We start from the raw sequence: 19443 nt of genomic DNA, 5'->3' as shown, positions 1-19443 counted from the left end.
TAATAGAAGAAAGATATTCGTATACTTGTTCCTCATAGAAAAAATTCAATCTGGAACTCCTGTACATAATTGGAAACGCTCTTTTGCAGCACACAACTATAATGAGGTGATAAAATGAAATTAGTGAATGTGACCAATAGCTACAAACAATTAGTAAATAAACAATTGGAAAACACGGATGCTTACTTTGTAAAAGTCTACTCAGCAGGAAACACGACCGCTGTCTATTCAGAAGCAGCTCACCATGTGGAAGTTCTGATTATGAATAAAAATCGTCGCATTCGTCCGACAGAAGTAAAAGAAATTTTAGCAAAACTGTTGAAACGATTACCTAAAGAGGCTTATGACCCAGATGAAATTTCTATCATTGAATTAAACCATGTGACCGAAGTGTCTGTTCCATTAAAAGTTTCCCTCATGGAAAACTAAACAAACTGCCGAAGTTTCCCCACTTCGGCAGTTTTTTTTATTTATTGTGACGTTATTTTTTTTACAAGACTTTGATAATTTTCCGACCAGGCTTCCTCATTTGTCGGACTGACTAATTTATTTTCCTCGATTGCTTTTTTTCTTAAGTCATCCACTTCTTTTTTGAAATTTTCTCCCGATTTTTGAGCATAATCTTTAGAAAAATATTTTGATTGGCGAGAATAAGCCTTAAGTTTCGCATCTTTAATCTCTTCTTCTGTATCTGCAAAATATTCATCATAACGAAGATCGGTTATTTTCCCTGAATCTTTTAACGTAATAACAGTTAAACGTCCAGAAAGCCCCTCTCCAAAATCTTCTGTTAGACTTGTATAATGTTCTTTTGAGGGTTCTTTGATTTCCTTAGCTAAAGCCCTAGCAGCAGGAAGATAGCCATTATTAGCGCTATTGGATTGACCTTTGGCTGTCTGGAAGGCACCATCTAGACGATTTTCAGCAACCATTTGATTTTCTAAAAAAGTCATCGTATTAACAACGGTCACTAACGATTGATCGGTTCGGGCGTTGTTCGCTTGAAAATTTGCATAGCCGGATAAACGTTTTGTCACTCCTGCCCATTCTTCAGAATAATAGTTTTTAGGTCCACGTTCATCAAATTCCACTAACTGAATTTGTTGATCCTTAACAACGACATCAATTAAAGCCGTATAGCCGCCATCAAACACGACTTCATGATGATAATAATCCCCTTGAACTTCTCCGATTTCTGGACGACCTGACCAATACATCTTCTGGGCTTTTTCTTCTGGGCTAATTCCTGATTGTCCATTATTAGCTTCTACTGTAGCGCCAGAAACAGCATCAACTTCAAAGGTATGTCCATTACGCTCATAACTCACTTTGGCAACACTCTCTTTCGATTGATTATTCGTGTTTGCCTGCTCCTCCTGCTTTACAGAAGTGGCATTAGTGGCTTCCGAGGCACCACTCGTTACTTGGCCTACTTCTGTTTCAGTACTTTCTTTCATTTTTTCAGTTCGTTGATCTGGTTGGCACCCCATTAAAACAATCATTGAACAAAATAACCCGACAACTATCTTTTTAGTTTTCATTTTTCCTCCTTTTAAAGCTCATTGAATTACCATTCAATTCTAATATAAGTAGGATAAAAAGTATAGCTAAGCAATCGTTTTTTCTTCATATGGCGATAAACTTAACTGCCCAGATAAATACTCACCTAGATAGATTTCCTGTAATCTTTGGAATCCTTGTTCTTGGATTTGCGTTAATAGCCAGTGCTCATCCTTTTTGATTAACTCTAGGACATCCATGTTGGCTTGACCGTCCACAATAATCGGGTAACGAATACTTTCATCGCCATATTCGACGATTGTTAATTGACCATTTTGTTCTAAAACCGCCCGTTTAACAAGCTGGACTTCATAAATACCATTTGCTCGTAATTTAAACATCAGATCATTTGCAGAAATACCATTTTTCAAACATTCCTTCACCACAACCTGTCCATCCTTGATTAAAGTAATGGGTTTACCATCCACAATTTGCTTCACATAGCGATTGTGTTCTTTTGCAAATTTTAAAATTAAGACTAATAATGTCCACAAAATTAACACTAATACAAATTGAAGCACCGTAATTGAATCATTATAAATAACACCACCAATAATGCCCCCCAATACATAGTTTTGCACTTGGTCCATGGCCGATGTGGGCGCCAAATTGCCTTTTCCCATCAAATTAATTTGGACAATTAAACAAATAATACCTAAAGCAAATTTAATAATAATTGGACTATAAAACTGCATTAATTTTCCCTCACTTTACTTTATTATTTCAATCGTTGGTGTTAATAAATACGTTTCTTGTAACGTATAAGACTGCTGATCCGTACTTAAACTCATTTTATAAAACACTTCGTCAATTTTAACTATGGTTCCGTCAGCCAATTGTGTACCATTGACATAAACTTTTTCTGGAGAAACCTTTTTTTCCTGTGCCACTTGTTCGACAAAATGTACCATTTGTGAAGATTGTGAATGCTGATTTTGGTTCAGTTGATAATTGGAATATTGAACCCCTAAAACAAATAATAATGATAAAAAAATAATAATACTTAATTCACGATATTTCGTTTGAATTTGATGTCGCACATAAAAACTAAACACAATGACTAGCCCGATTAACAAAGCAAAAATAAAAAAATACTTTAAGTAATCATTTAAATTAGATTGGCTTTTTAAATACTCGATGCCATAAAAATTCATGTTCTTGTCCACTCCTTGATAGGTTAGTTATAATAAGTATTCTATCTCAAAAAAAATAATCACACCTGCTTTAGTGCCTTATAAGAAGAAAAAGCTCAGCGCAATCATCTTGAGAATGATTGCGCCGAGCTTCAATCTTCTAAAGATTCAGCTACTGATTGATTACAAATTAATTTTACATCAAACTTTTCAGTTCAACATCTGGATATTTATCCGCAAACCAGCGTTCCGCAAATTGGTTTTCAAATAAGAACAATGGTTGGTCGAAGCGGTCCCGTGCCAAAATGTTTCGGCTAGAGCTCATGCGTTCATCTAAATCTTCTGGATTAATCCAGCGGGCAATTTTAGAACCCATTGGTGTCATTACTACTTCAGCATTGTATTCATTGGACATTCGGTATTGGAAAACTTCAAACTGCAATTGACCTACGGCGCCAATGATATATTCTTCCGTTAAATATGTTTTATATAATTGAATGGCTCCTTCTTGAACCAGTTGGTAAATTCCTTTATGGAAAGATTTTTGTTTCATCACGTTTTTGGCAGTTACTTTCATGAATAATTCAGGGGTAAATGACGGCAACTCTTCATATTGAACATTCATTTTCCCTTCATACAAAGTATCGCCAATTTGGTAATTTCCTGTGTCATACACGCCGATAATATCGCCTGCAACAGCTTCTGTGACGTTTTCGCGGGCATCCGCCATAAATTGCGTCACGTTACTTAATTTGACTTTTTTGCCTGTTCTACCTAAAGTCACGTCCATGCCTCTTTCAAAAACACCTGAACAAATTCGAACAAAGGCAATTCGATCACGATGGGCTGGGTTCATATTCGCTTGAATTTTAAAGACAAAGCCTGAAAATTCTTTTTCGTAAGGACTTACTTCGCCACCCTCTTCTGTTTTATGCGCATGTGGCGCAGGCGCAAATTGTAAGAAGGTTTCTAAAAATGTTTGAACCCCAAAGTTTGTCAAAGCAGAACCGAAGAAGACTGGCGTTTGATCACCACGAGCGATTTTTTCCTCGCTAAATTCATCGCCTGCTTCTACCAATAACTCAACATCTTCCAACACTTGTTGATAAACGCTGTTATTGTGCAATGGTAAATCGCTTGGGATATCGCCATCTTTTAAAGGAATAAAACGCTCCCCGCCATTATTTTCTGGACGATATAATTCCACACGTTCATTATAAATATCGTATAGACCTTCTAGGCCTTTTCCCATACCAATTGGCCAGTTCATTGGATAAGATTCAATATCCAATAGTTCTTCCAATTCTTCTAAAAGTTCCAATGGTTCCCGTCCATCACGGTCCAATTTGTTAATAAAGGTAAAAATTGGAATACCACGTTTTTTAACAACTTGGAAAAGTTTTTTCGTTTGTGCTTCAATCCCTTTGGCACTGTCAATAACCATCACAGCACTATCCACGGCCATTAAGGTCCGATACGTATCCTCTGAGAAATCCTCATGCCCTGGGGTGTCCAAGATATTAATCCGTTTGTCTTGATAGTCAAATTGCATCACAGAACTCGTTACCGAAATTCCCCGTTGTTTTTCAATTTCCATCCAGTCAGATTTGGCAAAGTTCCCTGTTTTTTTCCCTTTGACTGTTCCAGCTTGTCGGATGGCGCCCCCAAATAATAATAATTGTTCAGTAATCGTTGTTTTCCCAGCATCCGGATGGGAAATAATCGCAAACGTACGGCGACTATCGACTGCTTCTTTTTGATTGATCGTCATAAAAATCTCCTTATCACTTGTGATGTTTATTTATTTATTTTCTTCAGCATAATTTTTGATTAACCTTTGCTAGTATATCATGTCAAGCCTTGAGAATAAAGAGCTGCTGTTGGCTGTTTTTTAAAAGGAAAACCTGCGACATTAGTCAAAACGACTGATGTCACAGGTTATTTTTAACGTCTTGGTTCGTCATCTTCCATTTCTTTACGGAAAAAACGACGATTTTCTTCTGGTTCTTCATCGACAGTTTCTTCATCGTAGAAATGAACGCGTAAGACTAGCAAACGTGTGCCTTCCATTTCTTCAGCAGTTAACTTAATATTGCCCACTTCAAAAGAAGGTTTTTCCCCTTCATCAGGAATGGTTCCTAATGCTGTGATTAAGTAACCTGCCATTGTATCAACATCGCTCATGTGTAAATCTGTTTCAAATACTTCATTAAATTCGTCAATTAACATGCGCCCTTGAACCAAATATTCATTGTCGGCCACTTGTGTATATAAATTTTCTACTTCATCTGTTTCATCGTCAATTTCACCAACGATTTCTTCTAGTAAATCTTCCAGTGTTGCTAAACCGACAACACCGCCATATTCATCTAGTAAAATCGCCATTTGGTTTTGTGTTCGTTTTAACTCATAAAGTAAATCATCAATAAAAATGGTTTCTGGGACAAATAATGGTTCTTGGATGATTGCGCCTAATTCAATGTTTTCAAAGCCTAAATTACGTGCAGCTTTTAGTAACGTTTTGGTATGTAAAATACCAACAATTTTATCTTTGTCTTCACTATAAACAGGAATCCGAGAATAATTTTCTCCTAAAATTAAATTGATGTTTTCTTGGACATCATCTTGGATATCAACCATGAATGCGTCTGTCCGAGGAACCATTACTTCTCGTGCCACTTTTGTATCTAATGAAAAGACACCTTGTAACATTTCTAGTTCTTCGTTTTCCAAAACACCTTCTGTTTCAAGCATGTAGCGCATTTCATCTCGTGTCATCTTCGAATCAGCATCATCGAAAGTCATTGGTGTGATTTTGGATAATAAATCGGTCGAAGCCGATAGCAACCAAACGAAGGGACGCGCGATAACTCCTAAAAAGCGGACTGCACCAGAAGTCAATTGAGCGACTTCTTCTGATTTATTCATGGCAATTCGTTTAGGATATAATTCACCAAATACAATGGAAACGTACGTTAACAACGCTAAGATAATGATACTGGCAAGACTCTTAGCTGCGGCGCCGCCACCTAATACAGGGGCCAAACGACTAGATAAAGTCTCTGCTAATGAAGCACCAGATAGGATATTAACCAAAGTAATCCCTACTTGGATTGTGGATAAAAAGTTATTGGGGTCTTGCAATACCTTAAGCAATTTTTGAGCTTTTGCGTCGCCGTCTTCCGCTTTTTGTTCCACACGATTCTTGTTAACAGATACGACTGCAATTTCCGCCGCTGCCAAAAAGGCATTGATAAACGTCAACACGACTAATAATAGAAGTTGCGCAATTAGCGACTGACTCTCAGGGTCAGCATTATTCATAATGTTCTCTCTCTCCTTAATTGTTGATAATTCCGAGGCTGTACTTTCGTACTCTTTTAACGTTCTTCCTCTTTTTATGGTTAGGCTTAGAAACAGACACAATCAGTATTATGACAGGTTATTTTCTATCCTAATCCATAAAATCATAGCACGAAAGATTAGCGGATTCAATCATTAACCGTTATTTTCTTTCGTATTTGTTTCATTCCCTAAAAGAACGGCATTGGTAACTTTTTCACTACGACCCGCTTTGACCATATCAATAACATAGTAGATAATGGTCCGGCAGATTGCGTAAAATGGGACGCCGAGGAAAATACCTAGCAAACCTGCTAAATTTCCTGCTACCAATAAAATTAAAATAATCGTTAATGGATGGATTTTTAGAGATTTTCCGATAACGTTTGGATAAATAATATTTCCGTCCAATTGTTGAACCACTAGCACCACTAAACAACATAAGGCTGCTTTGACGGGTTCATTAAAGATGGTCACTAAGACAGCGGGCGCTAATCCTAGATAAGGGCCTAGATAGGGAATCAAATTCGTAAAGCCGGCAATGACACCAAATAAAAAGGCATAACGAACGCCAAGCAATGAATACCCAATAATCGTAAATGTACCGACAAATAAACATTCAATCGCTTGTCCACTAATATAACTGGATAAGGTTTGGTTCAATTGTCCTAAAAGATCCACAATATCATCTTTTCTTTTCTCAGGTAAAAAGCGTTGGATCGCTGGTACTAGCTTATCTCCATCTTTTAACATATAAAATAAAATAAATGGCGCAGTGACCAAAACAATGGTGGTTGACGCCACCGTTGATACGATTGAACCTAAGCTACTTGATAAACTACTTAAAAATTGTTGGATAATATTGGCATAAGAAATATCCATTTTTTCAATATAGCTTGTTAAATCAATTTGTTTAAAAATAGGTAACTCCGCAATCTCATAAATCCAGGTCTCCACTTGTTTAAAGAAATCCGGCATACTTGATGCTAAACTAGCTAGCTGATCTGCCAACTTAGGGATAATTGTTAATAAAATCAGAACTAATGCGATGATTAGTAATAAAAATACCAGTAAGACGGCATAAATTCGTTTCATTTTCGTCTTCATTAGTAGATTGACCACAGGATTTAGTAAATAATACAAAAAGCCTGCTACTAAGACTGGGGCAAACAACGTTGAAAAGAATGTCCCAATCGGTGCAAATAAGAAATTAATTTTCGAAGCAATAAATAATAGCATGGCCACGACAAGTAATTCAACTGACCAGAAAAATAATTTCGATTCTTTAAATCGATTAATCACAGCGGCTCCTCCTTTATTTTTATTCAATTGTTGCTGTTTTATTTTATCACACCTTCCCCCCTCAGTCATTGAGAATACTTCATTTCTAGAACTTTTTCGTGGTATAATAAAATAGAAACAGATTCTGAACTTGGGGGTTTTTCTATGCATGTAGCTCAAACAAAAGATACCATGAGTGATCTTTATTTAGATGCTGTCCGGCTTCGTCAACGCGTATTCGTAGCGGAACAAGGGGTACCAGAAGAGATGGAAATCGATGAATATGAAGCACGTTGTATTCACTTTGTTTTGTACACGGATCATGTAGCTGTCGCAACTTGTCGCTTGCTTCCACTAGAAAATGGCGTTATGAAATTACAACGAATGGCCGTTGAAAAAGCTTACCGTGGCGCCGACTATGGACGAGTGATTATGGAAGCGGCAGAAAATTTTGCCAAAGAACAAGGCTACCACAAGATTACTCTAGGCGCGCAAGTCACCGCTGTAGGCTTCTATGAACGTTTAGGTTATCAAAAAACAGGGGCACCTTTTATGGATGCTGGCATTGAACACTACGAAATGAATAAAGAACTATAACACCAATTAAATCGGAAAATTTAGAGCTTGGAGCATTAGCCATTTTGGCTAATGCTCCAAGCTCCTTTTGTGGGCTGTTTACATCGGCTATTTTTTTGATAGCTGTTGATAACGTTGATACCAGATATCTACATATTCGGGCGAGAAGGGGCCTTTTTCGTTATTAATCCAATCCACTAAAGTCTTGACATTTTCTTTTAAAATGAAGTCAATATCTTCTGGATAATCCATTAGTTTGCTATGAAATTCATATTCATCAACGTCTAGTAAACGTTTTTCACCATCTGGAAAAACCTTGATATCTAAATCATAATCAATATACTTCAACGCTTCGTCATCTAAAACATATGGCGAAGCCAGATTGCAGTAATACGAAACCCCCTTTTCTCTAATCATTGCTATTATATTGAACCAATATTTCTTGTGAAAATAAACAATGGCTGGTTCACGAGTCACCCACCGACGTCCGTCGGATTCCGTTACTAACGTGTGATCGTTCACACCAATTAAAGAATACTCGCTCGTTTTTAGTACCATCGTATCACGCCACGTTCGATGTAAATGTCCGTCATGTTTATAACTCTGAATGGTTACAAACTCGCCTTCTTTAGGAATTCCCATAATACCCCAACTTTCCCCAAATAAAGTAAAGCACTGTTACTTTTTGGGTGTTCATACATCGATATCAAAATAATTATATCATATCTTTTGAGTTTGCGTACATTGAGTTCACTTAAAGAAGACGATTTCTGAAAAAATTTAATTCAGATGACCAAATAGTTTAAATTCAGTATATATTTTCAGCTTAATTACTGTATTTTTTCAAAGACTGATACTGCGCTCTCTCTTAAAACCTGATTCAATTCTTCAACATTTGTTTTACCAGTTGTTTCAAGCCACGCAACGGCTGCTTCAGAACCTTGTTGAACAAATGGAAGCACGCCGTCTGCCCAAGTTGCGCGACCACATAAGACTCCATTAAACGAGGAACCTGCTTTTTTTGCAAATTTCAATGTTTCCTGAAACATCGCAGCACTAACCCCTGCACTCAAGAAAATAAATGGAAGTTGTGTTGCTTCACTTTGCATGTTGAAAAAGGCCTGCGCTTCATCTTGGCTATAAAGACTTTCAGTGCCAAAACCTTCTACAAAATTCATATTCACAGGGACTTCTACTTTTAAAACATCAACATTATAGCGATCCTTTGAAAATTCTTTCATCGCTTCAATTACTTTGTGCGGTTTTACTTTAGCGTATTCTTTTGAATCACTATCCGAATTGTTTGCATCATAAGAGACAATTTCTAAAAAGAATGGAATTTCTTCGGCTAAACACTCTGAACCAATCCGTTCTATATAAGCTTTCTTTCGTTCATTGATTGCTTCACTTTCGTCAACATCGTAATAAAGTAAAAATTTACACGCGTCTGCGCCCGCTTCTTTTAAACGCTTAACCGACCAAACATCAAGACTATCGGGTAACCGTCCTGGTGTCGAAGCATCGTAGCCCGTTTTTTCATACGCAAGTAACAAACCTGAAGTTTGTGCTCGATTTTCAGCAGCAGCTAGGCCATATTCTGGATCCAACAAAATTGCTGAAGTCTCTGGTGTTAAGCAACGAGATACTAATACTTTAAAGTCACTGATTTCTTGCGCAGTCACCTCTTTGTATTTTCCCATCATGCGTTTTAAGGCCCCACGTTGATCAATGGCTAGTGCGCCAATAATCCCTTGATCATCTACCAGATTTTCTAAATGTTTACGTTTTTGTTCACTAATTTTTTTCATTCTGTTTCCTCTCCTAATTGATTATTTAGTAACGTAGCAATTTCAGCTGGCGAACTTGCTTGTTTCAGTCCAGAAGTAACTTCTTCTCTTAATAGGAGGCGCGCAACGGAAGAGAGTAATTTCAAATGTGTCGTGCCAGCTTCGGCATCTGGAATAAACAGCGCAATCACAAACTCCGTTAATTGGTTGTCAAGGCTCTGCCACTCAACACCTTGGTCCAAGGTAACGATGATAATGGCCGCTTGTTGAATCGTTGCTGCTTTTGCATGAGGTATCGCAAATCCATTCATCATCCCCGTTGTTCCTTCTTGTTCTCGCTCGTTCAGTTTATCGAAAACTTCCTGTGCGTCCTGAGCAACTTCCAATTCTGTTGATTTTTTTGCTAAAAAGTGAAAAACATCCTCTTGCGTTTGTAACTGTTGATTTAAAAAAATATGATTTTCTTTAATAAAAGCCATTCCATTCACTCCTAATTCCTGTTATTTCATTTTTTTGATAACGATTGCTCTTGTTTGGCGATTCTACTTTTTTGTACAAAACCTAGCAATAAACCGCCTACCAATGAACCAGCTAAAATTGCCAGAACCCATTGAACAGCGTGAGTAACAACTGGTAAAACAAGAAATCCTCCATGAGGTGCTGGCACTTGTACCCCAAACATATACGTTAGGACTGCCGCAATTGAAGATCCGAGCATCATAATTGGTAAAACCTTCAATGGGTCTTTTGCCGCAAACGGAATAGCGCCTTCTGTAATATGTGTGGAGCCTAAAATAAAGTTCACTAGGCCCGCATTGCGTTCATTTGTGTCAAAGTATTTTCCAAAGAATAATGTAGCAAAGCCTGTAATTAAAGGTGGCGCTATGCAGGCAGCAGAAACTCCTGCCATAAAAGAAGTATTTCCTTGAGCTAAGAGTGCCGTTCCAGTAACATAGGCCGCTTTATTAACTGGACCTCCCATATCAAAGGCACACATACAACCCACAATTATTCCTAAAACCAACGGACTGGAGTTTTGGAAACTAGCTAAAAAGCTCATCATTCCTTCGTTAACAGCTTTCATCGGATCTGCTAGTAAAGACATAGTGATACCAATAACTGCAACGCCAATGACTGGATAAAGGAAAATTGCTTTTAAACCATCTAATGATTTAGGCAAACCTTTAAATACTCTTTGTAATAAAAGAATGAAATACCCAGCAAGGAAACCAGATAATATCCCTCCTAAAAAGCCAGTACCACCCGTGTTAGCAATCAAACCACCGACAAAGCCCACAACCAAACCAGGTCGTTTCGCAATCCCCTCTGCGATATACGCAGATAAGATTGGCACCATCATGCCCATTGAGGCATCACCAATACTTTTTAACATAGCAGCGGTAGGATTATACTGACTACTTTCTGGATCAAATGAATAAATGCCCCAGATAGCAAAAGAAAGAGCAATTAAAACGCCGCCTGCTACTACAAACGGCAACATGTGAGAGACGCCATTCATTAAGTTTTTATAAATACTATGTCCAACATTTCCTGAAGAAATTTGTGTCTCCTGTTCAAGTTCGTCCACTGCTTGGTTTTCGGCTGCAATCGATCCTTTGCCTGCGAGTGCTTCTTCAATTAAGCGATCTGCTTCTTTAATCCCCACACTGACAGGGACATCAATAATTCGTTTCCCAGCAAAACGTTCTGCTTGAACGTCTTTGTCGGCGGCAATAATGACTGCCTCCGCTCCTTGGATTTCTGCAGGTGTTAACTCGTTTTCTATGCCAATCTGACCATGTGTTTCAACCTTAATCGTAATACCTTTACGTTTCGCCGCTTGTTCCAATGCCTCCTGTGCCATATACGTGTGCGCTATTCCCGTCGGACAACCTGTAGCAGCTATTAATTGATACGTAGCCATCTGTTTATTCCTCCTCTTGAATCTTTATTTGTTGCTCTAACTCCTGAACATCTGAAAAATCTGTCAATCCTTTGCGAAATGCTGTTGAACTACCTGCTGCAATACTTCTTTTTAAATTTTTTTCCAATGATAGTCCTTGATGCCAACCAGCTAAAAAGGTACCTAACATTGCATCCCCTGAACAAGCTGTATTCACAACCATTCCAGTTGGTGAATTACCTGAAAGAACCTTTTCATTGTTCATAAATAAAGCCCCTTCACTACCTAAAGAAAGTAAAATATTTTTGGCTCCCCGCTTCAGTAATTCTTGTCCATAAAAAATGTAATCGTCCTTAGTCTGCACTTCTGTATGAAACCACTCTTGAAGTTCTTCTTCATTTGGTTTCAATAAAAATGGTTGATAAGGCAAACAATCTAAAATTTCTTCATAACTACTGTCTAAAATTAAGAACACCTGCTTTTCAAAACAAATTCGGCTAATTTCAATCAAAATACTTGGCGAAACCCCTTGTGGTAAACTTCCTGATACGCACAAATAATCCCCTTTACGTAACTCTGAAATTTTTTTCAAAAAACGTTGTACATGTTCTTCAGATAATTTTGGTCCTTTATTGACTAATTTGTATTCCTTTTGATCTTGGGTAACTTTTGTAAACACATTAATTCTCGTTGTACCAGCGACTTCGATAAAATCAGTGGTTATTTCTTTTTCTTTTAAATAATCCTCGACATAGTTCCCAGTGAAACCAGCTTTGACTCCCAAAGCGGTATTATCAATCCCTAACATCTTTAAAATTAGGGAAACATTGACTCCTTTCCCGTTTGCTTGAATATCATCTTCCTTCGTGCGATTCACGACAAAAGGAACTAGCTCTTCTGTTTCGATAAATAAATCAATGGCTAAATTTAATGTACATGTATAAATAGTCACTGTAGTTCCTCCTTTCTCCTCTTTATTATGTCTCAAAATACTATGTAAAGGTTTTCATTCTTTCGCAAAAATATAGAAAACATTTACAATTTCATAATTTCTCTAGCTTTTTTATTTTTTTTCATTAAAAATAGGCTTATAAATGTTTTTTAGCGAAAGAAAGAAGGGCTGGCCATTATGGAACAAAAATTGAGTGAGTCAGAGCAATATCTCTGGCATTTTATCGAAACACATATTTTAGAAATCCCTGATTATTCCATTGTAAAATTAAGCGAACGAGCCAACGTATCAACTGCGACGATTGTAAGAACCATGAAAAAGAAAGGCTATGAAGGTTTCACATCCTTCAAGCATCACTTGAAAGATAAAGAAAACCAAAATATAAATTTTTCAGCATTAGAAAAAGTAGACCGAGGAATTCGGACAGCCATTTTAAAGAATGAAGAAGAAGTAACTCGTACGATTAACATGATTGAAATTGGTAATATCGAAGATGCGATCCAAAAAATCAAGGCTTCTCGACGGATTATTATCTTTGCTAGAGGTTTTTCAGAATTAATTGCTCAGGAAATGATGGTTAAGTTTCAATTGGCTGGCAAATACTGTGAGCTGCATACGGACCCAGAAATTATTAAAAATATTAGTAAAAAGTTATCAAAAAAAGATGTGGCTCTTTTTGTTTCTTTAAACGGAGAAACTCAAGAATTAGTTGTCGCTGGTAAAAACTGTTACGACTCAGAAATTGGGACTATCCTTTTAACTGCAAGCAAACACTCTAGTTTAATGAAATATATTGAAATTCCGTTCGTGGGCTTCAAATCAGAAGGCTCCTTTTTCCCCGATTATGAAGTGCGTTCACGGTTACCACTATCCATTCTGGCAAGAATTTTATTGGATGCCTATGCTCTAAGAACGACAACTTAGGCTTTCTTAAATAATAAAAAAAGCGTGGGACAAAAATCACTTTGGATTTTTGCTCCACGCTCAAAAACTGATAAACGGCGGGAACAGAACCAACTCCTTCGGAAATAAGCCGAAATTCTCCAAAAATTAAAGAGCAATTTTTGGAAATTTCTTCTTATTTCTCGGAGCTAAACGGTTCTGTCCCGACCTCTTTTATTTTGCAACAAAACGTGCTTCTACTCGATAAATTCGTTGACCACGACTAGAAAATTTTTCTTCGTATTCTGTCATAATGTTGCCTTCAAACTCGCTATTATGCAAATCTAGCCATACACGTTCAATAATCATGCCATATTTAGAAAAGCTACTTAATGAGTATTCGAAGAGCCCTTGATTATCCGTTTTAAAATGAATTTCTCCATTTGGTTTTAAAATAATTTCATCTGTCGCTAAAAAGTTTTTATACGTTAAACGACGTTTTTCATGTTTTTTCTTTGGCCAAGGATCTGAAAAATTTAAATAGATTAAATCTACTTCATTTTCAGCAAAATATTCTGTTAATGCTTCGCCGTCTACTCGCAATAACTGTAGATTAGGTAACGGCTCGGCCACTAGCTTATCTAATGCAATCGATAAAATACTTAATTGCATATCGATACCAATATAATTAATTTCAGGATGTGCTTTAGCCATTTCATAAATAAAACGACCTTTACCTGAACCAATTTCAATGTGGATGGGATGATTATTGCCAAAACGTTCTTGCCATTTCCCTTGCCATTTTTCAGGACCTTCTACTACATATTGTGGATATTTTGCCATATATTCTGCTGCTCCGGGTCTATTTCTTACACGCATATTTAAAATTCCTTTCTTTTAAAAACAGACTGGTGAAATTCGCCAGCCTGTGTGGATGTTAAATGAATTAGTTTAACTACTAAACATTCGTTTTAATTGTAAAATTTCTGCAGTCATTGCTCTTCTTTCGCCCTCTTGGTGATGACGAACAATCTCTTGTAAAAAGCTAAATAAACCATACCAATAAATTCGTTGAACTGTACTTTCATTAGGAATTAAACCATAAGATAGTAACCATTGATTCCAACCGGAACGAGGCACATAATGACTCAAAATCATTCCTAAATCTACCGCTGGGTCCGCGACCATCACAGAATCCCAATCTACTAAATAGAGATAATTATTCGAGACTAACCAATTCCGATGATTCACATCGCCGTGGACAGCCACATAGCTAGTTTCTGGATATTCTGGTAAATGATTATATAAATAAGTGATTACTTCTTTTAAATAACTGTTTCGTTTTAATTCTTTAGGTAGTTGACGCTTATACTCTTTCAACATTGTTAGCGGGGTACAAACTTCGCCACCAATTTTTTTCAACATGTCTTTCAGCAAATTAGAATGATGCAATTGGTATAACACGTCAATCACGTCATTGCGTTTGCCAATTTCGTCCGCATGTAATAAACGTCCTTCCAGCCATTCTTGGGCTGTTAGTACGTCGCCATTCGCTGTCCGCTTTGTCCAAATCATCTTCGGGGCTAACCCTTCTTTAGACAATGCTGCAAGAAGTGGAGAAGTGTTTCGTTTAATGAACACTTTCTCTGTTTCTTTTATTCCCATGTATGTTTGACCAGTTGCGCCCTTTATCGGCTGCAGACGCCAGTCTTTATCCAACTGAAATTCCATGGAAATTATCTCCTATCTCAACACAATTTTATTGCAATTTTTACAGCAATTACCATTTTAGTCGCCAAACCTTGCTTCGTCAAGCTTCTATGTGGTTCTTTTGTAAATTTTGCTGGGTTTTCTCATCTTTATAACTTATTCAAGCGCATTGGAACATACATTTTAGTGAAAATCACAACTTCTACAATTAAGGCACCCAGAATGAGCAAGCTATTTTGCAAATTGCCTAAACGAAGGCAGACAATCCCACCAAAAATAATGGCCGCAACAGACAATGCGCCGCCAATTAACCGGCGAATTGCTGCTTGTTTTTTTTCTATTGAAATTGGATATAGCTGTGTCATCACCATATAATCAAATTGCGTGTACATGGGAATCAACTGGAACCCGATTAAATAGACAAACAATAAAGCAACTACCAACGCAATCCAGAATTCTTGTAAAAAGAAGAGTAGCACGCCACCAACCAAAATCAAGCGAAACAATAGGCCACTATATTCGCTACCTCGTAAAAAGCTCCGAATGAATAAGTAAGCATACGTGTTCTCAGATGTTTTTTTGACTACTCCGAGGAGAGGATCTAAGTATTTACGACGTTTCACTGTACTACTCACTTCAGGAATATCTGTAAACAACTGAATGAATTTATAAATTCTATGCATTCTGTTTTGTTCTTTTTGGATCATTTTTTCCCAATCCAAGAAACTCTGTTTCATCTTATTTTGCCAAATACTCGATAAACAAACGGCCAGAATGATGCCACCAATCACACCAACCCAAGGCGTCCAGTAAATGGCTCCCGTCATAATCAAGAGACTACTGATCAACCAAACGAACCACCAACTACGGTAAGTGGTTGACGAAAGATGATAGAGCCCGTAGCTTTGTAAACTAAGATGTGTATAAATCATACAAACTAGCATGACCAAAAATAAAAAGAAGGTTTGAAACGACCAACCCGTTGTGACTACAATCAACGGCATCAATAGGCCACTTCCTAGAAAGCTGACCACAATCGGTAAAATTAAAGAGTAGCGCAGCGCCCGTTTCAGATAAGCAGCGAATTGTTTTTCTTTTGGTAATAAAAACACCTTGTCGGGCTCTTCTGTCAAAGTAGCCAACTTACCAACTTGAATGAGTAGCAACCAGCTCAACAGAATTAACGGTCTGCCCCAAACAAAATCACGAGGTAATTCTTTTAACAACTGGGAATAGTACAGACCTAATCCGCCTAATAAAAACATACAGACTAAAACAAAATGATCATTTAAAATATAGCGCAAGTACTTGGACATTTTTTTGAAATGCCGTGACAAACGTTGACTAAAAAATTCGCCCATGTTACCCCACCTTTTCTTCCTTCGTCAAGGCAAGATAAATATCATCTAAAGAAGACTCTGGTAAATTAAATTCTGCTCGTAATTCAGCCATTGTACCGTTTGCCCGTAATTTTCCTTCGTGTAGCACCACAAAGCGATCACAATATTTTTCAGCTGTTGCTAAAATATGCGTGGACATTAAAATCGCTGCCCCTTGCTTACGCATCGTATCCATTAATTCTAATAAAGCATGAATTGCTAAAGGATCTAAGCCTAGAAAAGGTTCATCAATAATATATAAACTCGGTTCAATTAAGAATGCACAAAGTACCATGACTTTTTGTTTCATGCCTTTTGAAAAATTAGCAGGAAACCATTCCAATTTATTGTCTAAACGGAACGTTTTTAGTAATGGTTCTGCTCGTTTGAACGCTTCTTCTAATGGAATATCATAAGCCAAGGCCGTTACTTCGATATGCTCTTTCAATGTTAATTCTTCATATAAAGAAGGTGTTTCCGGAATATACCCGATTTTTTTACGATATTCTTCAGGGGCTTGTTGCAATGTTTCCCCGTCAATCATAATTTTGCCTTTTTGCGGCGTAAGTAACCCAATAATATTTTTGATGGTGGTACTTTTCCCCGCACCATTCAAGCCGATTAAACCAACCATTTCACCAGACTTGACGTCAAAATTAATGTCTTTTAAGACAGGAATATGGCCGTAACCTCCTGTTAAATGTTCAATTGTTAAGCTCATTTCTTTTGCCTCCAACCTTTTCTCTCTACCATTATTAAACCCTAAGCGAACCAAGAATTCAAAAATTACTCCCTTAATTAAATGGATTTTTTTCTTTCTCTTATTATACACGAAATGAAACGAACTTTTTAGCGAACTCACGTACTTTTTCATCCACAGAGAAATCAACTTGTGGTAAAGTAAAGGAAAGAACCTAGAGAAAAGAGGAATTTTTCATGAATGATTGTATTTTTTGTAAAATTATCAACGGCGAAATCCCAAGTTATAAAGTCTATGAAGACGAGAAAGTCTACGCGTTTTTAGACATTACACAAGTGACCAAAGGGCATACCTTAATGATTCCAAAACAACATGTTGCTGATATTTTTGAATATAATGACGTTTTAGCAAGCGACGTCTTTGCTCGTATTCCTAAAGTAGCACGAGCATTAGAAAAAGCTTTTCCAGAAATGGAAGGATTAAACATTTTAAATAACAATAAGGAAGTGGCTTATCAATCCGTTTTCCATTCCCACGTTCATTTGATTCCCCGTTATTCAAAAGAAGATGATTTCTCTATTCATTTTGGCAACCATCAAGAGGACTATTCCGCCGAAGCGATGCAAGAAATTGCTGAAACCATTGCAAAGCAGGTGAACTAAATGAAAAAATTTATTAAAGGTCTCTTTTTTGGCGCAGCTGCTGGTACCATTGGCGGATTGTTGGCTGCTCCAAGAAGCGGGAAAGAAACACGTCAACATTTAATCAATGAGCTAGAGGACTATCGTTCACTGAAAAATCAAGTCATGAATGACTGGGATCAGGTGCAACGAAATTTGGCAGTTGTCGAAGAAAACGTACCACTGGCAACTGAATTTTCAAAAGACCTGCAACAAGAAATCACTGATTTCAAATTCCAATCGGAACCTCGGATTGCTCAAATTAAAGAACAAATTGCCAAAATCACGGCTGAATTACCTGACACACAAACTAACAAGCAAAAGTAAAGTCTTTGATGTTAATTATTTCTTTTGTTATTAAAAAAATAAAAAGTGTGACGTAAATACGAATTTTGTTTGAAACTATGCCTGAGACTCTTTCTTTTTCAAAATGAGGTATGGTATAGTTATAACAGAAATAAAACTAAAAAAAACAGGAGTGCATAAGAGAATGAAGAAAAAACTAATCTTAGCTGCAGCGGGCGCAATGGCCGTTTTTAGTTTAGCAGCGTGTTCAAGCGGTTCAAAAGATATCGCAACAATGAAAGGTTCAACAATTACTGTTGATGATTTTTATAACCAAATTAAAGGGCAAAGTACTAGCCAACAAGCGTTTAGCCAAATGGTTATCTATAAAGTCTTTGAAGATAAATATGGTAATAAAGTCACTGATAAAGATGTTCAAAAGAAATTTGATGATGCTAAAGAACAAATGGAAGCACAAGGTGCAAAATTCACTGATGCTTTAAAACAATACGGCTTAACTGAAAAAGATTTCAAAAAACAATTAAAACAAACTGCTGCTTTCCAAGAAGGTATGAAAGCACATCTTAAAATTACAGATGAAGACTTAAAAACAGCTTGGGCAAGCTTCCATCCAGAAGTAGAAGCACAAATTATCCAAGTTGCTTCAGAAGATGATGCAAAAGCTGTCAAGAAAGAAATCACTGACGGCGGCGATTTCGCAAAAATTGCCAAAGACAAATCAACCGATGCTGCAACGAAAAAAGACGGCGGTAAAATTAAATTTGATTCACAATCAACAACTGTTCCTGCCGAAGTTAAAGAAGCAGCCTTCAAACTAAAAGATGGCGAAGTATCAGAACCAATTGCTGCAACAAACGCACAAACATACCAAACAACTTACTATGTAGTGAAAATGACGAAAAACAAAGCAAAAGGCAATGACATGAAACCTTATGAAAAAGAGATCAAGAAAATTGCTGAAGAGACAAAATTAGCCGATCAAACATTCCAAGCAAAAGTTATTAGTGACGAATTAAAAGCGGCCAATGTGAAAATTAAAGATGATGCCTTCAAGAACGCTTTAGCAGGCTACATGCAAACTGAATCTTCAAGCGCTTCTTCAGAGAAAAAAGAATCAAAATCAAGTGATTCTAAAACAAGTGATACCAAAACAAGCGACTCTGAAAAAGCAACAGATTCTTCAAGCAAAACAACAGAATCTTCTTCTAAATAAGTATAAAAAAGAGAGTGGTCGATTGACCACTCCCTTTTT

21 protein-coding genes are annotated in these 19443 nt (G+C 37.0%); 6 read left to right on the top strand and 15 right to left on the bottom strand.

From position 1 onward, the window contains the following. The first annotated feature begins 114 nt into the window (after positions 1-114). Positions 115-429: a DUF1827 family protein gene (locus IGM13_RS02935; RefSeq protein ID WP_002355547.1), complete on the top strand. Its 315-nt coding sequence runs from the start codon at positions 115-117 to the stop codon at positions 427-429. 41 nt (positions 430-470) lie between these two features. Here IGM13_RS02935 and IGM13_RS02930 read toward each other — a convergent pair whose 3' ends face one another. The 6 genes from IGM13_RS02930 to IGM13_RS02905 all read right to left on the bottom strand — a co-directional run bounded on the left by IGM13_RS02930 (position 471) and on the right by IGM13_RS02905 (position 7406). Then, positions 471-1541 (bottom strand): hypothetical protein, encoded by a 1071-nt coding sequence (locus IGM13_RS02930; protein WP_048945292.1) that lies wholly within the window; start codon positions 1539-1541, stop codon positions 471-473. Between the two features lie 66 nt (positions 1542-1607). Continuing rightward, positions 1608-2255: a DUF421 domain-containing protein gene (locus tag IGM13_RS02925; RefSeq protein WP_002368017.1), complete on the bottom strand. Its 648-nt coding sequence runs from the start codon at positions 2253-2255 to the stop codon at positions 1608-1610. A gap of 15 nt (positions 2256-2270) precedes the next feature. Then, positions 2271-2714, bottom strand: coding sequence for a DUF3290 domain-containing protein (locus IGM13_RS02920; RefSeq protein ID WP_002355544.1), 444 nt, complete (start codon positions 2712-2714; stop codon positions 2271-2273). Positions 2715-2889: 175 nt separating this feature from the next. Continuing rightward, positions 2890-4464 carry a peptide chain release factor 3 gene (locus IGM13_RS02915; RefSeq protein ID WP_002355543.1) on the bottom strand — a complete coding sequence of 525 codons (1575 nt, stop codon included), beginning with the start codon at positions 4462-4464 and terminating at the stop codon, positions 2890-2892. A gap of 173 nt (positions 4465-4637) precedes the next feature. After that, entirely contained in the window at positions 4638-6017 is a 1380-nt protein-coding gene (locus IGM13_RS02910; RefSeq protein ID WP_002363168.1) for a hemolysin family protein, read from the bottom strand. 174 nt (positions 6018-6191) lie between these two features. Further along, positions 6192-7406 (bottom strand): AI-2E family transporter, encoded by a 1215-nt coding sequence (locus IGM13_RS02905; RefSeq protein WP_002384914.1) that lies wholly within the window; start codon positions 7404-7406, stop codon positions 6192-6194. A gap of 75 nt (positions 7407-7481) precedes the next feature. Between IGM13_RS02905 and IGM13_RS02900 the strand changes: the two genes are divergently transcribed. Then, a complete protein-coding gene (locus tag IGM13_RS02900) occupies positions 7482-7913 on the top strand; it encodes a GNAT family N-acetyltransferase (RefSeq protein WP_002358682.1) in 432 nt (143 codons plus the stop codon). Positions 7914-8000: 87 nt separating this feature from the next. Here the strand turns inward: IGM13_RS02900 and bph are convergent, their stop codons facing one another. The 5 genes from bph to pfkB all read right to left on the bottom strand — a co-directional run bounded on the left by bph (position 8001) and on the right by pfkB (position 12534). Continuing rightward, positions 8001-8534, bottom strand: coding sequence for a biofilm phosphatase Bph (gene bph, locus IGM13_RS02895; RefSeq protein ID WP_002355538.1), 534 nt, complete (start codon positions 8532-8534; stop codon positions 8001-8003). A 188-nt stretch (positions 8535-8722) separates the two neighbouring features. Next, positions 8723-9700, bottom strand: coding sequence for a tagatose-bisphosphate aldolase (lacD, locus tag IGM13_RS02890; RefSeq protein ID WP_002419981.1), 978 nt, complete (start codon positions 9698-9700; stop codon positions 8723-8725). Beyond that, a complete protein-coding gene (locus tag IGM13_RS02885; protein WP_002382981.1) occupies positions 9697-10158 on the bottom strand; it encodes a fructose PTS transporter subunit IIA in 462 nt (153 codons plus the stop codon). Before IGM13_RS02885 ends, lacD begins: the two co-directional genes overlap by 4 nt. A 26-nt stretch (positions 10159-10184) precedes the next feature. Further along, complete coding sequence (locus IGM13_RS02880) at positions 10185-11603, bottom strand: PTS fructose transporter subunit IIC (protein WP_002419980.1); 1419 nt, start codon at positions 11601-11603, stop codon at positions 10185-10187. A gap of 4 nt (positions 11604-11607) precedes the next feature. Next, positions 11608-12534, bottom strand: coding sequence for a 1-phosphofructokinase (pfkB, locus tag IGM13_RS02875; RefSeq protein ID WP_002355534.1), 927 nt, complete (start codon positions 12532-12534; stop codon positions 11608-11610). A gap of 177 nt (positions 12535-12711) precedes the next feature. On the opposite strand from pfkB, the gene IGM13_RS02870 reads away from it, so the two are divergent. After that, entirely contained in the window at positions 12712-13458 is a 747-nt protein-coding gene (locus IGM13_RS02870) for a MurR/RpiR family transcriptional regulator (protein ID WP_002363162.1), read from the top strand. Between the two features lie 192 nt (positions 13459-13650). Here IGM13_RS02870 and trmB read toward each other — a convergent pair whose 3' ends face one another. From trmB to IGM13_RS02850, 4 genes are all read right to left on the bottom strand, one after another. Further along, positions 13651-14295, bottom strand: a complete 645-nt coding sequence (gene trmB, locus IGM13_RS02865; RefSeq protein WP_002355532.1) for a tRNA (guanosine(46)-N7)-methyltransferase TrmB — start codon at positions 14293-14295, stop codon at positions 13651-13653. Between the two features lie 72 nt (positions 14296-14367). Continuing rightward, positions 14368-15147, bottom strand: a complete 780-nt coding sequence (locus IGM13_RS02860) for a phosphotransferase family protein (protein ID WP_002355531.1) — start codon at positions 15145-15147, stop codon at positions 14368-14370. A gap of 128 nt (positions 15148-15275) precedes the next feature. Beyond that, positions 15276-16487, bottom strand: a complete 1212-nt coding sequence (locus tag IGM13_RS02855; protein WP_010715036.1) for an ABC transporter permease — start codon at positions 16485-16487, stop codon at positions 15276-15278. Between the two features lies 1 nt (position 16488). Next, the gene (locus IGM13_RS02850; RefSeq protein WP_002363160.1) at positions 16489-17226 is read right to left on the bottom strand and encodes an ABC transporter ATP-binding protein; all 738 of its coding nucleotides are present in this window, start codon (positions 17224-17226) and stop codon (positions 16489-16491) included. 215 nt (positions 17227-17441) lie between these two features. Here IGM13_RS02850 and IGM13_RS02845 point away from each other — a divergent pair, with 215 nt between their 5' ends. The 3 genes from IGM13_RS02845 to IGM13_RS02835 all read left to right on the top strand — a co-directional run bounded on the left by IGM13_RS02845 (position 17442) and on the right by IGM13_RS02835 (position 19404). Further along, the gene (locus IGM13_RS02845; protein ID WP_002355527.1) at positions 17442-17867 is read left to right on the top strand and encodes an HIT family protein; all 426 of its coding nucleotides are present in this window, start codon (positions 17442-17444) and stop codon (positions 17865-17867) included. Beyond that, positions 17868-18212, top strand: coding sequence for a YtxH domain-containing protein (locus IGM13_RS02840; protein ID WP_002419979.1), 345 nt, complete (start codon positions 17868-17870; stop codon positions 18210-18212). A gap of 163 nt (positions 18213-18375) precedes the next feature. Further along, positions 18376-19404, top strand: a complete 1029-nt coding sequence (locus tag IGM13_RS02835; RefSeq protein ID WP_010816327.1) for a peptidylprolyl isomerase — start codon at positions 18376-18378, stop codon at positions 19402-19404. Positions 19405-19443 lie beyond the last annotated feature (39 nt).

This window comes from Enterococcus sp. DIV0561 (assembly GCF_050539875.1).
Classification (GTDB): Bacteria; Bacillota; Bacilli; order Lactobacillales; family Enterococcaceae; genus Enterococcus; species Enterococcus faecalis.
This window is presented reverse-complemented; position numbering and strand designations above follow the sequence as displayed.